Source organism: Pseudomonas putida, assembly GCF_022627325.1.
GTDB classification, from domain to species: domain Bacteria; phylum Pseudomonadota; class Gammaproteobacteria; order Pseudomonadales; family Pseudomonadaceae; genus Aquipseudomonas; species Aquipseudomonas putida_X.
In genome coordinates, this window is the sequence record NZ_JAETZZ010000018.1 from 1 (window position 1) to 21597 (window position 21597).

At 64.8% G+C, this 21597-nt stretch carries 16 protein-coding genes and 1 pseudogene; 12 read left to right on the forward strand and 5 right to left on the reverse strand.

Going from position 1 to position 21597, the window contains the following annotated elements:
* From JNA92_RS23255 to JNA92_RS23270, 4 genes and pseudogenes are all read left to right on the forward strand, one after another.
* Window positions 1–104: pseudogene (locus tag JNA92_RS23255) on the forward strand (IS110 family transposase); the annotation flags it as partial.
* Between the two features lie 306 nt (window positions 105–410).
* Complete coding sequence (locus tag JNA92_RS23260; protein WP_241806871.1) at window positions 411–1067, forward strand: ABC transporter ATP-binding protein; 657 nt, start codon at window positions 411–413, stop codon at window positions 1065–1067.
* The gene (locus tag JNA92_RS23265) at window positions 1067–3526 is read left to right on the forward strand and encodes an ABC transporter permease (RefSeq protein WP_241806872.1); all 2460 of its coding nucleotides are present in this window, start codon (window positions 1067–1069) and stop codon (window positions 3524–3526) included. Before JNA92_RS23260 ends, JNA92_RS23265 begins: the two co-directional genes overlap by 1 nt.
* Complete coding sequence (locus tag JNA92_RS23270; protein WP_241806873.1) at window positions 3516–4574, forward strand: lipocalin-like domain-containing protein; 1059 nt, start codon at window positions 3516–3518, stop codon at window positions 4572–4574. Before JNA92_RS23265 ends, JNA92_RS23270 begins: the two co-directional genes overlap by 11 nt.
* A 63-nt stretch (window positions 4575–4637) precedes the next feature.
* Here the strand turns inward: JNA92_RS23270 and JNA92_RS23275 are convergent, their stop codons facing one another.
* Both JNA92_RS23275 and JNA92_RS23280 read right to left on the reverse strand, forming a co-directional pair.
* The gene (locus tag JNA92_RS23275) at window positions 4638–5633 is read right to left on the reverse strand and encodes an aldo/keto reductase (protein WP_241806875.1); all 996 of its coding nucleotides are present in this window, start codon (window positions 5631–5633) and stop codon (window positions 4638–4640) included.
* A 95-nt stretch (window positions 5634–5728) separates the two neighbouring features.
* Window positions 5729–6580 (reverse strand): LysR family transcriptional regulator, encoded by an 852-nt coding sequence (locus JNA92_RS23280; protein ID WP_241806877.1) that lies wholly within the window; start codon window positions 6578–6580, stop codon window positions 5729–5731.
* Window positions 6581–6821: 241 nt separating this feature from the next.
* Between JNA92_RS23280 and JNA92_RS23285 the strand changes: the two genes are divergently transcribed.
* From JNA92_RS23285 to JNA92_RS23320, 8 genes are all read left to right on the forward strand, one after another.
* The gene (locus JNA92_RS23285) at window positions 6822–7559 is read left to right on the forward strand and encodes a gluconate 2-dehydrogenase subunit 3 family protein (RefSeq protein WP_241806879.1); all 738 of its coding nucleotides are present in this window, start codon (window positions 6822–6824) and stop codon (window positions 7557–7559) included.
* Window positions 7560–7562: 3 nt separating this feature from the next.
* Complete coding sequence (locus tag JNA92_RS23290; protein WP_241806881.1) at window positions 7563–9347, forward strand: GMC family oxidoreductase; 1785 nt, start codon at window positions 7563–7565, stop codon at window positions 9345–9347.
* A gap of 11 nt (window positions 9348–9358) precedes the next feature.
* Window positions 9359–10606, forward strand: coding sequence for a cytochrome c (locus JNA92_RS23295; protein ID WP_241806882.1), 1248 nt, complete (start codon window positions 9359–9361; stop codon window positions 10604–10606).
* Window positions 10607–10828: 222 nt separating this feature from the next.
* Entirely contained in the window at window positions 10829–11851 is a 1023-nt protein-coding gene (locus JNA92_RS23300) for a LacI family DNA-binding transcriptional regulator (protein WP_241806883.1), read from the forward strand.
* Between the two features lie 72 nt (window positions 11852–11923).
* Window positions 11924–12709 (forward strand): sugar phosphate isomerase/epimerase family protein, encoded by a 786-nt coding sequence (locus JNA92_RS23305; RefSeq protein WP_241806885.1) that lies wholly within the window; start codon window positions 11924–11926, stop codon window positions 12707–12709.
* A complete protein-coding gene (locus JNA92_RS23310) occupies window positions 12696–13646 on the forward strand; it encodes a sugar kinase (RefSeq protein WP_241806886.1) in 951 nt (316 codons plus the stop codon). The genes JNA92_RS23305 and JNA92_RS23310 overlap by 14 nt, the downstream gene beginning before the upstream one ends.
* 61 nt (window positions 13647–13707) lie before the next feature.
* A complete protein-coding gene (locus JNA92_RS23315; RefSeq protein WP_241806887.1) occupies window positions 13708–15000 on the forward strand; it encodes an MFS transporter in 1293 nt (430 codons plus the stop codon).
* A 9-nt stretch (window positions 15001–15009) separates the two neighbouring features.
* Window positions 15010–15975 (forward strand): 2-hydroxyacid dehydrogenase, encoded by a 966-nt coding sequence (locus JNA92_RS23320; RefSeq protein ID WP_241806889.1) that lies wholly within the window; start codon window positions 15010–15012, stop codon window positions 15973–15975.
* A 42-nt stretch (window positions 15976–16017) separates the two neighbouring features.
* On the opposite strand, the gene JNA92_RS23325 is transcribed toward JNA92_RS23320, so the two are convergent.
* From JNA92_RS23325 to JNA92_RS23335, 3 genes are all read right to left on the reverse strand, one after another.
* Entirely contained in the window at window positions 16018–17205 is a 1188-nt protein-coding gene (locus tag JNA92_RS23325) for an MFS transporter (protein ID WP_241806891.1), read from the reverse strand.
* Between the two features lie 87 nt (window positions 17206–17292).
* Entirely contained in the window at window positions 17293–18666 is a 1374-nt protein-coding gene (locus JNA92_RS23330; RefSeq protein ID WP_241806892.1) for an APC family permease, read from the reverse strand.
* Between the two features lie 191 nt (window positions 18667–18857).
* Window positions 18858–21395, reverse strand: a complete 2538-nt coding sequence (locus JNA92_RS23335; RefSeq protein WP_241806893.1) for an HWE histidine kinase domain-containing protein — start codon at window positions 21393–21395, stop codon at window positions 18858–18860.
* Window positions 21396–21597 lie beyond the last annotated feature (202 nt).

Genomic DNA, 21597 nt, shown 5'->3' on the forward strand with positions numbered 1-21597 from the left:
CCCAGGCGTTGGTAATTCTGGCCAGGAAGCTCGCACGAGTGGCATTCGCCCTGATGAGAAATCAGGACGAATACGTTACCAAAGGCGGGAAAATGGCTTGCTGAGAACCATAGAATCTCCCACAGGGACCGCGCAGTGCTTGAGCTCTGTGCTGTACCTGGACTGCCCCATGGCATTGGATTGGTGTCCAGCTTCCTGAAGGCAGCCCAGGTCCGCGCAGTGCTTGAGCTCTGCGCTGTACCTGGACTGCCCAGGGCATTGGATTGGTGTCCAGATTCCTGAAGGCAGCCCAGATCCCTGTGGGAGCCGGCTTGCCGGCGATGAGGCCAGTGAAAACAGTGCAAACAGTTGCCCCAAAGCGGCGTTTGCAGCTATGCCTACTGTTGCCCCCCAAACAAGGTCCCAAGCTAATGTTGGTCGTCGAAAACCTGCGCAAGTCATTCGCCACCGCCCAAGGCCCCTTGGAGGTGCTGCGCGGGGTGGACCTGTCGCTGGACCGTGGCAGCAGCCTGGCCCTGATGGGCGAGTCGGGCAGCGGCAAGAGCACCTTGCTGCACCTGCTGGCAGGCCTGGACCGCGCCGACAGCGGGCGCATCCTGATCGATGGCCAGCCATTGGACAACCGCGGCGAAGCTGCCTTGGCACGCTGGCGGCGCGAGAGCATCGGCCTGGTGTTCCAGCAGTACAACCTCATCAGCAGCCTGGACGTGGCGGCCAACCTGGCCTTCCAAGCGCGCCTGGCGGGGCGCCATGACCCGGCCTGGGTGACCCACTTGGCCAGCCGGTTGGGGCTGGCCCCATTGCTGCAACGTTACCCGGAGCAACTGTCTGGCGGGCAGCAGCAGCGTGTTGCCATCGGCCGCGCGCTAGCCAGCCGGCCGTTACTGCTGCTGGCTGACGAGCCCACCGGCAGCCTTGACGAGGCCAGCAGCGACGAGGTGTTGGCGCTGCTGCTGCAACTGGTGCACGAGGCGGGTAGCAGCGTGCTGATGGTGACCCACAGCCAGCGCCTGGCCGCCAGGCTGCAGCGCCGCTGCATGCTGCAGATGGGCCGGGTGCAGGGGTGATGAACAGTTTGCGGATCCCCTTGCAGGCCCTGTGCAGCCATTGGTGGCGCCACCGGCTGCAGTGCATCAGCATCTTCACCGGGCTGTGGCTGGCCACGGCGCTGTGGAGCGGCGTTCAGGCGCTCAACACCCAGGCCCGTAACGATTACGCACAAGCCAGTGCAGTGCTCGCCGGGCCTGCCCGCCCACAACTGGTGGCACGCTCGGGGCAGCGGTTCGACCAGGCGTTGTATGTGCAATTGCGCAGGCTGGGCTGGCCGGTGACGCCCGTGCTGGAAGGGCGCCTGCGCCTGGCGGGGCAGCAGCAGGTCGCGTTGCGGCTGATCGGCATCGAGCCGCTTGGCCTGTTGCCGGGCATGGCCGTGGCCGGTGCCGATGTGCGGAATTTTGACGTGCAGGCGTTCGTGGGCACGCCGGGGCAAGCGTGGGTAGGCCCGGACACGCTGCGCCAGCTGGGCCGCCAGCCTGGCGAGCAGGTCAGCACGGTGGACGGGCAGGTACTGCCGCCGCTTACCTTGCACGCGCAGCTGGCACCGGGTGTAGTGGTGGTCGACATCGGCCAGGCGCAGGCCTTGCTCGATGCCCCCGGGCAATTGTCGTGGCTGCTCAGCGACAGTGATCGGCCACTGCCGAGTGACATCGCGGCCAGCCTGAAACTGCAGCCGCCCGGCGACGATGCCGACCTGCAGCGGCTGACCGCCAGCTTTCACCTGAACCTCACCGCCCTCGGCCTGCTGGCCTTCGTGGTGGGGTTATTCATTGCCCATGCTGCCATCGGCCTGGCGCTGGAGCAGCGCCGCGGGTTGATCCGCACCTTGCGCGCATGCGGTGTGAGCCTGAAGGTGCTGTTGACAGCGCTCGCCTTGGAGTTGGGGTTGTTTGCCCTGTTGGGTGGTGTGGCGGGCGTGGCTGCAGGCTACCTGCTGGCCGCGCTGATGCTGCCTGATTTCGCCTCCAGCCTGCGCGGGCTTTATGGGGCCCAGGTCGCAGGGCAATTGCACTTGCCGGCCCACTGGTGGCTGGCAGGCATTGCCGTCAGCTTGTTCGGCGCACTGCTGGCGGGGCTCGACAGCCTGCTGCGTGCGGCGCGCCTGCCATTGCTGGCCTTGGCCCAGCCCCAGGCCTGGCGCCTGGCGCAAGTGCCTTGGTTGCGGCGCCAGGGTGGCGCTGGCGCCGTGCTGCTGATGGTGGCGGCGGGCTGCGGCTACCTGGGTCAGGGGCTGCCCAGTGCGTTCGGCATGCTGGCCGCTTTGCTGCTGGCGGCGGCGCTGTTGTTGCCGGGGTTGCTGGCGCTTTTGCTCGGCGGCCTGGCGCGGGTGTGCAAGCGCCCGCTGGCGCAGTGGTTCGTTGCCGACAGCCGCCAGCAACTGCCGGCCTTGAGCCTGGCATTGATGGCGCTGTTGCTGGCCTTGGCCGCCAGTGTCGGGGTCGGCGGCATGACCGAAGGCTTTCGCCGCACCTTCATCGGCTGGCTGGACCAGCGCCTGGCTGCCGATGTGTACGTCACGCCCCGCGACAGCGCGCAGGCGCAGCAGATCTACGCGCGCTTGCGGGCAGACCGTACCGTCAGCGCGGTGCTGCCCAGCTGGCGGGTGGACTGGCGCCTGCAGCAGTGGCCGGTGCAGGTACAGGGGGTGGATGATCACCGCTTCTACCGTCAGCACTGGCCATTGCTGCAGCAGGCGCCGGGCGCCTGGCAGGCGCTGGCCGACGGCCGTGGTGCGATGCTCAGCGAGCAGCTGGCCCGTCGCCTTGGCCTGGCTGTAGGGCAGGCCCTGCAGTTGCCTAGCGAGCCACCGCAGGCCATGGCCGTGGTGGGTATTTATGCCGACTATGGCAACCCCAAGGGCCATGTGCTGGTCAACGCTGACTGGTTGCGCAGGCATGCACCAGCGGCCAGCCTGGCCGGCTTGAGCCTGCTGGTACCGCCTGAACGGGTAGCTGCGCTGAAGGATGAACTGCAACGACGCTATGCCCTGGATGACAATCAGGTGGTGGAGCAGGCCCGCCTCAAGGCCTGGTCGAGCGAGGTGTTCAGCCGCACCTTCGCGGTCACCGCGGCATTGAACAGCCTGACGCTAGGGGTTGCCGGCGTTGCGTTGTTCATCAGCCAGCTGACCTTGAGCCAGCGCCGCCTGGGGCAGTTGGCGCCGTTGTGGGCGTTGGGTGTACCACGGCGCTGGCTGGCCTGGCTGAGCCTGGGGCAAACGCTGATGCTCAGTTGCTTCACCGTCCTGCTGGCGATACCCCTGGGCCTGCTGTTGGCCTGGTGCCTGGTGGCGGTGGTGAACGTGCAGGCGTTCGGTTGGCGGCTGCCTTGGCATGTATTTACCGGGCAGCTGGTGCAACTGGCCGTATTAGGTCTGTTGACCAGCCTGCTGGCCAGCGCCTGGCCGTTATGGCAGCTGGCACGCAGCCAGCCAAGCGCACTGTTGAGGCAATTTGCCGATGAAAACTGAAACGTGGCTGTTGATGGCATGCCTGCTGCTGGCCGGCTGCGACCCGCCTGCGCCAGCACCCAAGAGCTTTGCGGGCCTGGGTGAGGATGCGGCGGCGTTCACCCAGGTGGTACCGGGGCATGCGCTGGCATTCCCCCGTGACCATGGCGCGCACGAGGGCTTTCGTATCGAATGGTGGTACGTCACCGCCAACCTGCGCGATGCCCAGGGCCGTGACTGGGGCGTGCAATGGACGTTGTTCCGCTCGGCCTTGCGGCCCGGGCCTGAGACCTGGAACTGGAACAGCCCCAACCTGTGGATGGGCCACGCCGCGCTGACCGGCCCGGGCGGCCATCAGGTCAGTGAAACCCTGGCGCGCGGTGGCATCGGCCAGGCTGGCGTCGAGGCGCAACCGTTCCGGGCGTGGATCAACGACTGGTCGCTGCTGGGCAAGCCCGGTGTCGAGCGCCTGCAGATGCGTGCCAGCGGGGAGGGGTTTGGCTATGACCTGGCCCTCACCAGCGATCAGCCGCTGCTGCTGCACGGGGTGCAGGGCTACAGCGAAAAATCCGGCAAGGGCCAGGCGTCGTACTACTACAGTCAGCCGTTCTACAGGGTCAGTGGAGAGGTCGAGCGAGCGGGGCAGCGTGTCGCCGTCACAGGGCAGGCCTGGCTTGACCGGGAATGGAGCAGCCAGCCTTTGGCCGCCGGGCAAAGTGGCTGGGACTGGTTTTCCCTGCACCTGGATACGGGCGCCAAGCTGATGCTGTTCCAGGTACGCGAGGATCAAGGGCCGCCTTACCGCGCGGGCACCTGGGTCGATGCCCAGGGGCAGGTACGGGCGCTGCAGGGCGGGCAGATCGAATTGGCACCGCTGGCCTGGACGCGGCAAGACAATGGCAAACAGGTGCCCACCCGCTGGCGGGTGAAAGTGCCAGCGGTGCAGGTGGATGTCGAGGTGGATGCGCTAGAGCCCAAGGCCTGGATGGGCACACGCTTCCCTTATTGGGAGGGCCCGGTACGTGTGGGTGAGAAGGGCCGTGGGTATCTGGAGATGACGGGTTACTGAGGCCCGCACAGGCAGCGCAGTGCTGTGCGGGCATCGGTTTGCCACGGGTGGGACTTCACAGGGCTACTTGAAGCCCGTCACCGCATGTGGCACGTACGGGGCTTGCAGGCGCTCCACTTCCTCAGCGCTGAGCTCGAACTGCAGCGCGCCAATCGCATCGTCGAGGTGCGCCACCTTCGATGCCCCTACGATCGGCGCCGAAACCCCTCGCTTGCCCAGGACCCAGGCCAGCGCCACCTGCGCCATGGGCACGCCACGTTCGCCGGCGATCTGTTCGACCACATCGATCACCCGACCGTCTTCCACTTCAGTTCTTTCATAGAACGACTGGCCGGAAATGTCGGTACGGGTACGCTCGGTCTGCTGGCCATGCGGGCGGGTCAGGCGGCCGCGGGCCATCGGGCTCCAGGGCATCAGGCCCACGCCCTGGTCCAGGCACAGCGGGATCATTTCGCGTTCCTCCTCGCGGTAGATCAGGTTGAGGTAGTTCTGCATCGACACGAAGCGGCTCCAGCCGTTGCTGGCTGCCACCTGCTGGGCTTTGGCGAACTGCCAGGCATACATCGAGGAGGCGCCGATGTAGCGCGCCTTACCGGCTTTGACCACATCGTGCAGCGCTTCCATGGTCTCCTCGATGGGCGTGTGGTAGTCCCAGCGGTGGATCTGGTAGAGGTCTACATAGTCGGTGCCAAGGCGGGTGAGGCTGGCGTCGATATTGGCCATGATCGCCTTGCGGGACAGGCCTTGTTCGTTGGGCCGGGTGCTGCCTTCCCACATGTTGGCCGGGAAGAACACCTTGGTGGCGATCACGGTTTCTTCGCGGCGGGTGAACGCCTTCAGCAGCTTGCCCAGGATCAGCTCCGAGGTGCCGGCCGAGTAGCTGTTGGCGGTGTCGAAGAAGTTGATGCCTTGCTCCACGGCGTGGCGGATGATCGGGCGGCTGTCGTCTTCGCCGAGGGTCCAGGGGTGGGTGCCGGCGCCCGGCTCGCCGAAGGTCATGCAGCCCAGGCACAGTTTCGAAACATCCAGGCCGGTGTTGCCCAACTTGACGTACTGCATCCGCTTCTCCTCGTGGTCGTTTGCGATGGGTGAAGCTTAGCGGGGCTATGGCCCTGCGGAAATCCCGTATCGCTGCAGGCGAGCTCTGCAGAAATTCACAAGCGCAGCAGTGGCTTGACCTGTTGCTGCAAAAAGTCGGTGACGGCCTTGATGCGTGGTGTATTGCGCACGTCCTCATGCACGGCCAGCCATATTTCGATGCTCATGGTTTGTGTTTCTTCCCCGATGGCCTGCAGGCCATGCTCCTGGGCCATGAACGCCGGCAGGCAGGCGATGCCGATGCCGCCGGCCGCCGCCTGGGCCTGGATACGCAGGTCGTTGCTTTGCAAGACCAAGGTTTGATGGTGGGTTTGCGCGAGCAACCACTGCTGCTGCGGCGACTTGGCCTGGGACTGGTCGTAGCCGATGTAGCGTGGCGCGCTGGTGCTGCGCAGGTAGCCGGGGGCGGCATACAGGCGGTAATCCAGGTGGCCGAGCAGGCTGGCCACCAGCGTCGGTTCGCTCGGCCTGGCCAAGGTGATGCTGATATCAGCCTCGCGCCGTGCCAGCGAGGCCCGGGACTTGCTGCCGACCAGCTTGAGGCGCAGCTGCGGATAGCGGCTGCACAACTCGCCCAGGCGGCGGGCGATGATGCTGCCCAGCAGCGCGGGCGGGGCGGCCAGCACCACGTCGCCCGCAACCTGTTGCTGGTCCGCCGTGGCGAAGTGTTCGAGGGCGAAAGACGACTGGGTCATTTGCTCGGCATATTCGCCCACGCGGCGGCCCTGCTCGGTCAGCACATAGGCCCTGGGGCGGCGGTCGACCAGTTTTAGATTGAGCGCAGCTTCCAGCGCGGCGATGCGCCGGGCCACGGTGGCGTGGTCGACGCCCAATTGCTTGGCCGCAGCCGAGAGCGAGCCTTCGCTGATGAAGGCAGAGAAATGGCGCAGATCTTCCCAATCGAACATGGCGGGCCTCAGGTAAGGGGGCCCCATGATAAAGCCGTCAGGTCATTCTGTGGGCACGCGTTCACCCGCCAGACGCCTGCGCGAGGGGGCCTGCGCGGGTGGCCAAGGCCCATGCAAGTGGCATGAAACCGGTTTCAAAATGTTTCCGAACCCGCTAGATTAGGCGGTTTATCAGGGCCTCTCCCTGACCGAAACCCAGACGGCGCAACCCAAGGCCGCCCAATGCTGATGAGGACTCGCAATGCCTGAGCATGCCCCCGACAACCCGCGCCGGGACTTCCTGCGCAAAACGTTGACCCTGATTCCCGTGGTCACCGTGGCGACCAGCACCGGCCTGGGTGCCGGCCAACTGCTGGCCCAGCCGGCCCGCGAACCGAAGGTGCCCGCGACACCACCCGCTGGCCATTACCAGCCGACGTTCTTCACCGCTGAGGAATGGGCCTTCGTGCAGGCGGCGGTGTCGCGCATCATCCCCGCTGACGAACTGGGCCCCGGCGCACTCGAAGCAGGCGCCGCCGAATTTATCGACCGCCAGATGAACACCCCCTATGCCACAGGTGCCCAGTGGTACATGCAAGGCCCGTTCAAGGCCGACGCCGCGCCGGAGCTTGGCTATCAGCTGCAACTGAGCCCACAGCAAATCTACCGCCTGGGCATCGCCGCTGCGGACGCCTGGTGCAAAAATGCCAGCGGCAAAACCTTCGCCGAGCAAGACAGCGCTACCCGAGACAAGGTTCTTGGCAAGATCGAAGCCGGTGAGATCGTTTTCGACCAATTGCCGGCAAAGGTTTTTTTCAGCCTGCTGGTGCAGAACACCCGCGAGGGGTTTTTCTGTGACCCGATTCACGGTGGCAACAAGGGCATGGTCGGCTGGACGCAAATCGGCTTCCCAGGTGCCCGCGCAGACTTCATGGATTGGGCCGAGCGCAACGAGCCTTACCCCTTCCCGGCAGTATCGATTCGTGGCGAGAGGGCGTAAGGCATGGCCAATGCAATGAAGAAGGTCGATGCGGTGATCGTCGGTTTCGGCTGGGCGGGCGCCATCATGGCCAAGGAACTCACCGAGGCCGGGCTGCAGGTGGTCGCGCTGGAGCGCGGGCCGATGCAGGACACCTACCCCGAGGGCAGCTACCCCCAGGTCATCGATGAGCTGACTTACAGCGTACGCAAAAAGCTGTTCGTGGATGTCTCCAAGGAAACCGTCACCATCCGCCACAGCGTCCACGATGTCGCGCTGCCCAACCGCCAGCTCGGTGCCTTCCTGCCCGGCAAGGGCGTGGGCGGCGCAGGCTTGCACTGGTCCGGCGTGCATTTTCGGGTAGACCCGATGGAACTGCGCATGCGCAGCCACTACGAAGAGCGCTACGGCAAACGCTTCATCCCTGAAGACATGACCATCCAGGACTTTGGCGTGAGCTACGAGGAGCTCGAACCTTGCTTCGACTTCGCCGAGAAGGTCTTCGGCACCTCTGGCCAGGCCTGGACCGTGAACGGCAAGGTGGTCGGCGAAGGCAAGGGCGGCAACCCCTATGCACCGGACCGCTCAAACCCCTTCCCGCTGGTGTCGCAGAAGAACGTGGTGTCGGCGCAGCTGTTCCAGAAGGCCGCCGCCAGCCTGGGCTACAAGCCCTACAACCTGCCTTCGGCCAACACCTCGGGCCCCTACACCAACCCGTATGGCGCACAGATGGGGCCGTGCAACTTCTGCGGCTTCTGCAGCGGGTACGTGTGCTACATGTACTCCAAGGCCTCGCCCAACGTGAACATCCTGCCGGCGCTGCGCCAGGTGCCCCATTTCGAGCTGCGGGCCAACGCCCACGTGCTGCGGGTGAACCTGGACGACAGCAAGCGCAAGGCTACCGGCGTGACCTACATCGATGCCCAGGGGCGGGAAGTGGAGCAGCCGGCGGACATCGTCATCCTGGCCGCGTTCCAGTTCAACAACGTGCGCCTGATGCTGCTGTCGGGCATCGGCAAACCCTATGACCCGATCAAGAACGAAGGGGTCGTGGGGCGCAACTTCGCCTACCAGAACATGGGCACGGTGAAAGCGTTCTTCGACAAGGACACCTACACCAACAACTTCATCGGCGCCGGTGGCAACGGTGTGGCGATCGACGACTTCAACGCCGACAACTTCGACCATGGGCCGCACGGTTTCGTCGGCGGCTCGCCGATGTGGGTCAACCAGGCCGGCAGCCGGCCGATTGCCGGTGTTGCCAACCCACCGGGCACGCCCGCGTGGGGCAGTGCCTGGAAGAAGGCCACGGCCGATTACTACACCCACCAGGTGTCGATGGACGCCCACGGCGCGCACCAGTCTTACCGTGGCAACTACCTGGACCTCGACCCGACCTACCGTGACGCCTACGGCCAGCCGCTGCTGCGCATGACCTTCGACTGGCAGGAAAACGACATCAAGATGAACCAGTTCATGGTCGACAAGCTAAGCAAGATCGCCCAGGCGATGAACCCGAAAACGATCGCTGTGCTCGGCAAGAAGGTCCAGGAGCACTTCAATACCGCCAACTATCAGACCACCCACCTCAACGGCGGCGCGATCATGGGCACCGATCCCAAAACCAGTGCCCTGAACCGCTACCTGCAAAGCTGGGACGTACACAACGTGTTCGTCCCGGGGGCTTCGGCGTTCCCCCAAGGGCTGGGTTACAACCCCACTGGCCTGGTGGCTGCACTGACCTACTGGTCGGCGCGGGCCATCCGCGAGCAGTACCTGAAAAACCCCGGCCCGCTGGTTCAGGCGTGAGGAGCGATGGCATGAAACGACTGTTGATCGCGACCCTGCTGTTGGGCACGGGCCTGGCTGCCCAGGCTGAGGAAGCCACCGATGCACTGGTGAAGAAGGGCGAGTACCTGGCCCGTGCCGGTGACTGTGTGGCCTGCCATACCGCCAAGGGCGGCAAGCCTTTTGCCGGTGGGCTGCCGATGCAAACCCCTATCGGCACCGTGTACTCCACCAACATCACCCCGGATGCCACCGGCATCGGCCAGTACAGTTTCGAGGAGTTCGACCTGGCCGTGCGCAAGGGCGTGGCCAAGGACGGCAGCACGCTGTACCCGGCCATGCCGTACCCGTCCTATGCGCGGGTCAAGGACGAGGACATGCGCGCGCTGTACGCCTACTTCATGCAAGGCGTGCAACCGGTGGCGCAGCCGAACAAGGCCACCGACATCCCTTGGCCCTTGAGCATGCGTTGGCCGCTGGCGATCTGGCGGGGCATGTTCGCGCCAGAAGTGAAAGCCTGGCAAGCGCCGGCCGGCGCAGACCCGGTGGTCAGCCGCGGAGCCTACCTGGTGGAGGGCCTGGGCCATTGCGGCGCGTGCCATACCCCGCGTGCCCTGACCATGCAGGAAAAGGCCCTGAGCCCCGCCGATGGCGAGCAGTTCCTTGCCGGCAGCGCGCCGCTGGAGGGCTGGATCGCCAAGAACTTGCGCGGTGACCACAAGGATGGCCTGGGCAGTTGGAGCGAGGAGCAACTGGTGCAGTTTCTGAAAACCGGCCGCAGTGACCGCAGTGCCGTTTTCGGCGGCATGAGCGATGTGGTCGAACACAGCATGCAGCACTTGAGCGATGGCGACCTGACGGCCATTGCCCGCTACCTCAAGACGCTGCCGGCAAGCGACCCGGACGACCAGCCGCATGTGTATGACAAGCAAGTGGCACAGGCTTTGTGGAATGGCGATGACAGCAAGCCGGGTGCGGCGGTGTACATCGACAACTGCGCCGCCTGCCACCGCACCGATGGCCAGGGGTATACCCGGGTGTTCCCGGCGCTGGCCGGCAACCCGGTGGTACAGACGGCCGATGCCACCTCGCTGATTCATGTGGTGCTCGAAGGCGGCACGGTGCCGGCGACCCATACCGCGCCGTCGAACCTCACCATGCCAGCGTTCGGCTGGCGCTTGAGCGATCAGGAAGTGGCTGAGGTGGTGAACTTCATCCGCACCAGTTGGGGTAACCAGGGCAGCGCTGTTTCGGCCAGTGATGTGAAGGCCATTCGATAGGGCTGGCGCTATCCCTTTTGTGGGCGTCGGCTTGCCGGTGACCGCCGGCAAGCCATTAGCGACAGAGAGTGATTTCAGATCTGGAAATTGAATTACTCGGTGCCCCGTAAAAGGGGCACCCCTGTAAAATCCCGACGAACGGTAGGTGACGAAAGCGCGCGGTTTTGATGTATTGAAACCGGTTTCATTCACCGTCACCGACAATAATCACAAGGGACCGAAATGACCGATTTGCCTGCCCATTCCCGTGAGCGCGTGACCATCAGCGAGGTCGCACGCGTTGCCGGCGTCTCCAAGGCCACCGTGTCGCGCTACATCGGCGGCGATCGCCAACTGCTGGCAGAAGCTACCGCCAAGCGCCTTGAAGAAGTCATCGAACGCCTGGGCTACCGGCCCAACCAGATGGCCCGCGGCCTCAAGCGTGGCCAGACGCGTTTGATCGGCATGCTGGTCGCAGACATCCTCAACCCCTATTCAGTGGCGGTGATGCACGGCGTTGAAACCGCCTGCCGCCAGCACGGCTACAGCCTCGTGGTGTGCAACACCAACCGCGACGACGAGCAAGAGCGCCATCACCTGGCGGCCCTGCAGTCTTACAACGTCGAGGGCCTGATCGTGAATACCCTCGGCCATCACCCTGGCGAACTGCTAAACCTGCAGCGTGACATGCCCATGGTCCTGGTAGACCGGCAACTGCCAGAACTGAACGTCGACCTGGTAGGGTTGGATAACGCCCACGCCATCGGCCAGGCCCTGGACCATTTGCAGGCGCGCGGCTACCGCGACATCCTGGCGGTCACCGAACCGCTGGACGGCACCAGCTCCCGGCTGGAACGCACCCAGGCATTCACCGCGTCGATCAGCCGCCGCGCCGGCATGCGCCAACAACTGGTGGAAATCGACAACGCGTTGCCCGCCCGGCTTGACGCCTTCCTCGCCAGCAAGGGCCATGGCCCGCAGGCGATCTTCACCTTCAACGGCGTGGCCACCCTGGCGGTGACACGTGTACTGCACGACGCTGGTTGCAACCTGTTCCAGGACGTAGGCCTGATTGCGCTGGACGAACTGGACTGGTACCCGCTGGTTGGCAGCGGCATCACCGCGCTCGCCCAACCCACCCAACGCATCGGCGTGGCCGCCTTCGACTGCCTGCTCGACCGCCTGCGCGGGGAGAGCGGGGCGCCCCGGCGCCTGGACTTCGAAGCAGAGTTGATCATCCGAGGTTCCACGCAATCACGCGACTGAAGCAACGGCCGGCAACGACGCTGGTCATTGCTGCAGCCTATAAATGAAACCGGTTTCATAAGGATAAGAACAATGCACGCGAACCCCGTTTCCATCAGCCTTTCCAGCTACGGTGCCAGCCTGGTCCGGGAGCGTGGCCAGGAGAGCTTCCTTGAAATGCTGGCCGCTGCCGGCGTGACCTGTGTCGAACTGCGCGAAGAGCTGTTCGACGAGGCGCCGGACGCCACCGCGCTGTCGGCGGCAATCACCGCGCTGCAGTTGCAGTGCCTGTATTCCTCGCCACTGGAGCTGTGGACGCCTGATGGCCAGCTGGACGCGCGCTTGCCCGCCAAGCTGGCGCTGGCCCGCGCACTCGGCGCTGTGGCGCTGAAGGTGTCGTTGGGGCATTACCCTGGCGCAGGCGACCTGGCGGGCTTGCAAGCGCACCTGCGCCCGGGTGACCCGCTGTTGCTGGTGGAGAACGACCAGACCGTGCAGGGCGGGCGCATCGCCCCGCTGCTGCAGTTTTTTCAGCGCTGCGAGGAACAGGGGCTGGCGCTGGGCATGACCTTCGATATCGGCAACTGGCAATGGCAGGGTGAATCCGCCGCGCAGGCAGCCCAGTCGCTTGGCCGCTGGGTGCGCTATGTGCATTGCAAGGCTGTGCAGCGCGAAGCCAGCGGGCGCCTGGTAGCCGTTGTGCCCCAGGCACGCGACCTGATGGCCTGGGAGGCAATGTTCGCCGAGTTCACCCCTGGGCTGATGCGCGCCGTGGAGTATCCGCTGGCCGGCGCTGACTTGCTGGCGTTGACCCGCGCCCAGGTCAGCAACCTGGCCCGCATCGCCATGAGCGAGGAGGTGAGCCATGCCTACGCATGACGTTCTGTGTTTTGGCGAAACCATGGCCATGTTCGTTGCCGAGCAGGTCGGTGACCTGGCGGCTGTAGGGGCATTTACCAAGCGCATTGCCGGCGCCGACAGCAATGTGGCCATCGGCCTTGCCCGCCTGGGTTTTCGGGTGCGTTGGCTGAGCCGGGTGGGCAACGACTCGCTCGGGCGCTTCGTGCTCGACACCCTGCAGCAGGAGGGGCTGGATTGCAGCCACGTGGAGGTCGATGACCAGCACCCGACCGGCTTTCAGCTCAAGGGCCGTTGCGATGACGGCAGCGACCCGGTGGTGGAGTATTTTCGCCGCAACTCCGCGGCCAGCCACCTGTCGCTGGCGCAGCTCAGCCCGGCGTTGCTGCAGGCCCGCCACCTTCACGCTACCGGTATTCCACTGGCGCTGTCGGCCGGCTGCAGGGCGCTGGCCCATGAGCTGGTCGAACGCATGCGCAGCGAAGGGCGCAGCATCTCCTTCGACCCCAACCTGCGCCCGTCGCTGTGGCCCGACAGCGCGAGCATGGTCCGTGAGGTCAACGCGCTGGCGGTGAAGGCGCATTGGCTGCTGCCAGGGCTGGAGGAAGGGCGCCTGCTGACCGGTTTGCAAAACCCGGCAGACATCGCTGCGTTCTACCTGGACCGTGGTGTCGAGCATGTGGTGATCAAGCTGGGCGGCGAGGGTGCCTACTACCGCAATGCCCAAGGCCAAGGGCAGGTCGCCCCTGTACCCGTGGCCAGGGTGGTGGACACCGTCGGCGCCGGCGACGCCTTTGCCGTTGGCGTGGTCAGCGGCCTACTCGAAGGCCGCCCGCTGGCCGAGGCGGTCGCTCGCGGCAACTGGTGCGGCAGCCGCGCCGTGCAATCGCGCGGCGACATGGAAGGCCTGCCCCTGCGCCGGGAGCTGGAAGCGTACGCGTTACTCAAGAGTGCCTGAAACTTTGATCGCCGGTACGCCGGCCGGTTGCTACAAAAACAACAAGCTCAGGAGCCGCATCATGCAATCGACAAGCCTCGCCCCACGCCGTTGGTGGTACATCATCCCGATCGTCTTCGTCACTTACAGCCTGGCGTACCTGGACCGCGCCAACTACGGCTTCGCCGCCGCCTCAGGCATGGCCGATGACCTGAAAATCACCCCGGCGCTGTCTTCCCTGCTGGGGGCGCTGTTCTTCCTCGGCTACTTCTTCTTCCAGGTGCCTGGCGCCATCTACGCGCAAAAACGCAGCGTCAAAAAGCTGATTTTCGTCAGCCTGATCCTCTGGGGTAGCCTGGCGACCCTGACCGGCATGGTCAGCAACGTCTACCTGCTGATCGGCATCCGCTTCCTGCTCGGGGTGGTCGAGGCCGCGGTGATGCCGGCGATGCTGGTGTACCTGTGCCATTGGTTCACCCGCGCCGAACGCTCGCGCGCCAATACCTTCCTGATGCTGGGCAACCCGGTGACCATCCTGTGGATGTCGGTGGTCTCGGGGTACCTGATCAAGCATTTCGACTGGCGCTGGATGTTCATCATCGAGGGCCTGCCGGCGGTGCTCTGGGCGTTCATCTGGTGGCGCCTGGTGGATGATCGGCCAGCCCAGGTGGGCTGGTTGAGCGAGCAGGAAAAAGCTTCGCTCGAACAGGCCCTGGCCGCTGAGCAGCAAGGCATCAAGCCGGTGAAGAACTACCGCGAAGCGTTTCGCTCGGCGCAGGTCATCGTGCTGTCACTGCAGTACTTCTGCTGGAGCATCGGGGTGTACGGCTTCGTGCTGTGGCTGCCTTCGATCCTCAAGCAAGCAGCGAACGTCGACATCGTCGAGGCCGGCTGGCTGGCCTCGGTGCCCTACCTGGCGGCGGTGCTGGCCATGGTCGGGGTGTCGTGGGCCTCTGACAAACTGCAAAAGCGCAAGCGCTTCGTCTGGCCGCCCTTGCTGATCGCCGCGCTGGCGTTCTATGGCTCCTACGCGTTGGGCACCGAGCATTTCTGGGCGTCCTATGCATTGCTGGTGATTGCCGGGGCTTGCATGTACGCCCCCTACGGCCCGTTCTTCGCCATCGTGCCGGAGATCCTGCCCAGCAATGTGGCCGGTGGGGCCATGGCCCTGATCAACAGCATGGGCGCGCTGGGCTCGTTCGGCGGCTCGTGGCTGGTCGGCTACCTCAACGGCGCCACCGGTGGCCCTGGCGCTTCTTACCTGTTCATGTGCGGTGCGCTGCTGACAGCAGTGGCGCTCACGGCTGCACTGAAAACACCGCAAACCTCCGGCCAGGCCAAGCCCCGCGGCCAGCGCCTGGCCATGAGCCAATAGGAAACAGCCATGAAAAAGCGAATCGTCCTTTACAAGCGCCTGCCCGAGGCCCTGCTGGCGCGCCTGCAACAGCAGGTCGAGGTGACCTGGGTGGATACCACGGGCAGTGACGGCCTGGCCCGGCTGCGCGATGCCTTGCCCGGCGCCCACGGCCTACTGGGCGCCAGTGTGCGGCTGGACAGCAGCCTGCTGGACCTGGCGCCCCAGCTTGAAGTGGTGGCCAGTGTCTCGGTCGGCGTCGACAACTACGACATTGCCGAACTCACCCGCCGTGGCGTGATGCTGACCAATACCCCTGATGTCTTGACCGAGACCACCGCCGACACCGGCTTTGCCTTGATCCTGGCTACTGCCCGACGGGTCGTGGAGCTGGCCGGCTGGGTACGTGACGGCCACTGGCAGGCCAACATTGGGCCGGCGCACTTTGGCAGTGACGTGCATGGCAAGACCTTGGGCATCGTTGGCATGGGGCGCATTGGCGAGGCCTTGGCAAGGCGTGGCGCCGCCGGGTTCGGCATGCGCGTGCTGTACCACAGTTCGCGGGCCAAACCAGAGGTGGAGGCCCGCTATGGTGCCCGCTATCGCACCCTGGACGCGCTGCTGAGCGAGGCGGACTTTGTCTGTTTGACGGTGCCTTTGAGCGCCAGCACCGAAGGCTTGATCGGTGCACGGGAGCTTGCGCTGATGAAGCCCGAGGCCATCCTGGTGAACATTGCCCGCGGACGTGTGGTGGATGAGCAGGCACTGCTAGCGGCGTTGCAGGCCAAGCGCATACGCGGCGCCGGGCTGGATGTGTTCGTGCAGGAGCCGTTGCCGGCACATTCGCCCCTGTTGCACCTGGACAATGTGGTGGCAACCCCGCATATCGGCTCGGCAACCCATGAAACCCGCGAGGCCATGGCGCGCTGTGCGGTGGAGAACCTGTTGAGCGCGTTGGCGGGGCACAGGCCGGCGAATCTGGTGAATGAGGTCTGAACGCGAGCGCCGCACGTGCGGCGCTCACTGGAAGGCAGCCTGCTACTGGCCACCCTTCATGCGCCGCGCCACCGCGTATATCCCCAAGCCCACCAGCGCCGCAGCGGCGCCGATATAGCCGGTGCTGGTCCAGCCCAGCCCGGCACTGATGGCCATGCCGCCAAACCAAGGCCCCAAGGCATTGGCCAGGTTGAAGGCCGCATGGTTGGAAGCCGCTGCCAGGCTCGGCGCTTCGTGGGCAATGTCCATCAGGCGGATCTGCAAGGGCGCGGCCAGTGCGATCATGGTGCCGACCAGGCCGATGCCCAACAACAGTGTCCACAGCGAATGGGCAGCGAAGGTGAAAAACACCAGCACGGCGGTCGACCACACCAGGACGATGCCCACGGCGCGGAACTGCAGCCGGTCGAATAGCTTGCCGCCGGCAATGTTGCCGATGATGCCGCCAAGACCGAAGGCTGCCAGGCCAAAGGGAATCCACTGGGGCGCTACTTGAGTCACTTCCAGCATGGTCGGCGCCAGATAGCTGAACACACAGAACATGCCGGCAAAACCGATCGAGGCGATGCCCAGCGCCATCCACACCTGCGGCAGGGTGAAGGCTTTCAGTTCCTTGCGTGGGTCGCTGCGTACTTCATCGCTGCGTTGCGGCACGTAGTGCCAGACCAGGGCGATGGTGCACAGGGCGATCAGGCCCACCAGCAAAAACGCCGAGCGCCAGCCAAAGTGCTGCCCCAGGAATGTCGCCACGGGGTTACCCAGCAACATGGCCAGTGTGAGGCCCATCATTACCCGGGCTACGGCGCCGGCGCGCTGGTTGCTCGGTACCATGCTCGAGGCAACCACCGCAGCGATGCCAAAGTACGCACCATGGGGCAGGCCGCTGATGAAGCGGAAGGCCACCAACCCTGCAAACGACGGGGCGAAGGCGGTGGCCAGGTTGCCGATGGCATACAGCGCCATCAACAAAAGCAGCATGTGCTTGCGCAGCAGCTTGGCACCGAGAATGGCCAGTGCCGGCGCACCTACCACCACACCCAGCGCGTAGGCGCTGATCGCATGGCCTACCTGGGGCTCGCTCAGGTGCAGGTTGCCGGCGATGTCCGGCATCAGCCCCATGATCGCGAATTCGCCGGTGCCAATGGCAAAACTGCCCAAGGCCATGGCGGCTTCCATCTTGCCGACTTCGCCTTTGGAAAGGGCGACTGGCGGTACTTCATGAACTGACATTAGGGTCCCTATTGAAACATGCTGAAACGTTCAACGCGGGATCATAGTCAATTCGTCCACTGAGCGTCGAGGACGACGGGCAGTGGATCAGTCCATCATCTGCAGCTCGGGCAGCTTCACCCGAAAGGCGCGGGTCAGCCCCAGCAGGCAGACGAAACCTGCCGCCATCCAGCACAGGCCGATGGTGAACGACATGCTCGACAGGCTGCTCCACAGCCACAGTGTGCTCAAGAAACCCAGCGCCGGCAGGGCGCCATACAGCAGGCAGTTGCGTGTGCCACGCAGCTTTTGGTCGACGAGGTAATGCTTGACCACCGCTAGGTTGACGGCCGAAAAAGCGAACAGTGCGCCGAAGCTGATCATGTTGGCGACGGTGTCCAGGGTGATGAACAGGGCGACCAGCGACAGGGTGCTGACCAGCATGATCGCCGTGGCCGGCACGCGCTTTCGCGTCACCAGGCGGCCAAACGCCCGCGGCAATGCGCCGTCGCGGCCCATGGCGAACAGCACGCGGGACACGCTGGCCTGGGACACCATGGCCGAGGCGAAGCAGCCGGCCACGTAGGTGGCGGTAAAGCCGGTCACCAGCAGCTCGCCACCGACATGGCGCATCACATCCACCGAGGCGGAGTCCGGGTCAGCGAACGAGGCCCAGTCGGGGAAGACCATCTGGGCGCAGTAAGACACCAGCAAAAACAGCAGGCCACCGATCACCGAAACTGCCAGGATCGCCTGCGGGATACGCCGGGTCGGGTCGCTGGTTTCCTCGGCCATGGTCGACACCGCATCGAAGCCCAGAAACGACAGGCACAGCACCGCAGCGCCGGTCATGATCAGCGGAACACTGAAGCCCTCGTGGTGGAACGGTGCCAGCAATGACACCGGTGCGCTCTGCTCGCTGAGGTTGTGCACCGACAGCGCGACGAAAACGATGATGAACACCAGTTGCGCCACCACCAGTATCCAGTTGACCCGGGTGATCGACTCGATGCCGATCAGGTTGAGGAAGGTGACCAGGGCGATCGAGCCCTGCACCCACACCCAGGCGGGCACCGCCGGGAAGTACTCGGACATGTAGATGCCGATCAAAAGGTAGCTGAGCAAGGGCAGGAAGATGTAGTCGAGCAGCAGGGTCCAGCCGGCGATGAAACCGAAGTGGCTGCCGAAGGCCTTGCGGGTGTAGGTGTAGACCGAGCCGGAGTAGGGGTGGGCCTGGACCATGCGGCCGTAGCTGTAGGCGGTGAGCAACATGGCGGCGAGGGTCAGCAGGTAGGCGGTGGGCAGATGCCCTTTGGTCATCTGGGTGACCAGCCCGTAGGTGGTGAACACGGCCAGGGGCACCATGTAGGCGAGGCCGAACAGCACCAGTGCGGTCATGCCCATGGATTTTCTGAAGCGGCCTGAAGCGGTGGGGTGCGACGCAGAGTGGGGCGGGTGGGCTGTATTTGTTGTTGTATGCATTGCTGACTCCTGGTTCTGGATGCAGGACGCCGCAATATGCGAGCAGGCTCGATACTGTTGATGGCGTTGGATCAGGGGCAGAGCTTGAGGTGGGACGTGGGAATGCTCCCACACTCGCGGCGCACCCGAAATCACCCTTTGGGGGGAGCCTGTACAGGGGCCGCACCCTGGCCCCTGCACGCAGTGGCGCGCTAGGCCAGCAGGTTTTCCAGGTTGTGCAGGATCGAGGCTGCGTCGTAGGGCTTGCGCACCACCGGCACATGTTTCAAATGCTCGGGGATGTTCATGCTGTCGCCGTAGCCGGTGGCGAACAGGAAGGGGATATTCAGGTTTGTCAGCGCTTCGGCCACGGCAATGGAGGTGCCGGTGCCCAGGTTGATGTCCAGCACGGCGACATCCGGGGTGTGGCTGGCAAGCAACTTCAGGGCTTCGGCTTCAGAGCTGGCGGTGAGCACTTCCTGCACCTGCGCGTCGGCCAGGATCTGCTCAAGGCCAACCGCGATCACCAGCTGGTCTTCGAGTATCAGCACGCGCGCCTTGGCCAGGCTGCTGCAGTCTAGCTGTGGCTGCTGTTGTGTAACGGCCGGGGTCTCGCTGGCGAGCTCTTCGACCAGCGTCAGGTGCTTCGCCGGAATCCGGAAGAAGCCCTGCAGGCCCTCTGGCCTGTATTCAAGGGTGCTGCTGCCACCCAGGTCGAACGGGATGCTCCGTTCGATAAGAACAGAACCGAAGCCGCTGCGGGTCGGTGCCCGTACGGTTGGCCCGCCGCTCTCGCGCCAGGTGATGTCACAGGCCCCGCCCGTGTCGACCACCCAGTTGACGGCCAGCTTACCGCCCGCCCTGGACAAGGCCCCGTACTTGGCCGCATTGGTCGCCAGTTCGTGAAGCACCAGGGCCATCACCGAATAGGCGCGGGCATCGAGCAGCAGCGCGGGGCCGTTGAGCGCCAGTGCATCGGCGCTGGTGCGGTAAGGCGACAGTTCGGCCTCCAGCAAGTTGCCAAAACGGCCGCCACCGTCACCGCGTACCACCTGATCATGTGCCAGGGACAATGCCTGGATCCGCCCTTTGAGCGTCGCCATATAGCCACTGAGCGTCTGGTTTTCCGAGGTGGGGTGGGCCACCAGCGCACCGATGAGCGAAAGAATGTTCTTCACCCGGTGGTTGAGCTCCTCGTTGAGCATCCGCTGGCGAACAGCCGCCCTGGAACGCTCATCGGCCAGCAGTTCGCTGTTATGCAGCGCCACCTCGACCACCGCCGCACGGATGGCTTCGCCAAACTGGCGGTCCTGCTCGGACCAGGGCAAGCAGTGGTGGTGGACTGTCTCTTTCCACACGGCGAAGCTCTTGCGGGGGGTGAGGCGGTCGCCCAGAGGGCCGCTTTCGTACGTCTTGTTGGGGTCGCCCGCCCAGTTCAGGGTTTCGACCACCTCCTTGCGAAACAGCATGAGGTAGTCACGTGGGTGCTGCGACATCGGGATGATCAGCACCCCCGCGACAGACATGGCATAGTCCATGGCTGCAGGGTGCGCCAGCGACAGGCAGTTCGATGCCCAGGTGCGGCCTTCGGCGACGCCTTCGGCAAAGCTGAGCAAGCCGGGTACCGCCTGCCTTGGCGGCGTCAGCCCGGCCACGGTCCATTGGCCTTGCAGCGACATGCCAATACCGTCGCAGGGGATCAGGCCCTGAAAGTCGGGCAAGCGCGCGCGCAGCAGTTCGTCGATGTCCGTTGTGCGGTGCGCATCGTGCAGCAGGTTGTCGAGCACCTGCCGGGCGTGGGCGGCGGCCTCCAGCGTTTGCCGGGCGTTGAGGGTCTGGAGGTGCAGGGAAAAGAACTCGCCGAACATCTCAGCAGCGACCCGCTGGCCCATACTCAGCGTGCGTGGCGCGTAATGGTGGCAGGCAATCAGCCCCCAAAGAGCACCGTCGACGATCACTGAAATGGACATGGATGCGCCCACGCCCATGTTGTTCAGGTATTCGCAGTGAATCGGCGAAACGCTGCGCAGGTGGGCATAGGAGAGGTCGAGGGGCTCGCCAGACAAATCCAGTACCGGGTCGAGCGGCACGGCCTTGAAGTTGGCGTCGGAAATGACCCTCACAGGGTTACGCAGGTACAGTGCACGGGCCTGCTGCGGAATGTCCGAGCCTGGGAAGTATTGCCCCAGGAAGCTCTCAAGCCCGCTACGCCTGGCTTCGGCCACGACCTTGCCAGCGCCGTCGGCGCCCAGCTGGTAGATCATCACGCGGTCGTAACCGAGCAGGGCGCGAACCCGCTTGGCGGTATCGGCCACGAGCCTGTCGGAGCGGTCGATCTCGCGCAATTGGGCGATGACCGTGCGCACCAGTTCGATTGGTTCGGCGATGCTTTGGCTGGCAGGCTCGAACTCAAGGATGACAGTGCCCTTGAACAGGTGGGCAGACACGTCGAATGCTTTGCCGCAGGCCAGCGCCACGCCGAACGACAGCGCTGGCCGGGAAGCTTCCCTCACACGCGCCAGTGAGTTGCGAACCGTGTGGGCTGCCTCGACGCCGATGATTGCCTCCAGCCGTTGACCATTGACGCCGCCTGCCACCCCGAGCATGGGCGCGGTATTTGCCGAGTGGCGCAGGACCAGGCTGGCTGAGGCGTCGCAGGCGAGCAGGCAGCCGTGTGGCTGGATGCTGCCCGGTATCTGGATCGGCTCGCGATCGCAATTGGTCAAGTTGACGTGAGGTTGCAAGGTCATGGTTTTCCGCCGGCAGTGCTAAGACCGGCTGCCTGTGTGACCGCCGAGCATGTTCAAGCAAACGCAGTGTTCACAGTTGTATTAACTGGCGAGTCTAGCCTGCGCCTATGGCTTAGTCACCTTGGCGTTGCAGAGGTTTCGGCGGCTATCGCCCAAATTGCCATCAACGGGTGCCGGCGCAATGGCGTGGGTGTGCAGGCTT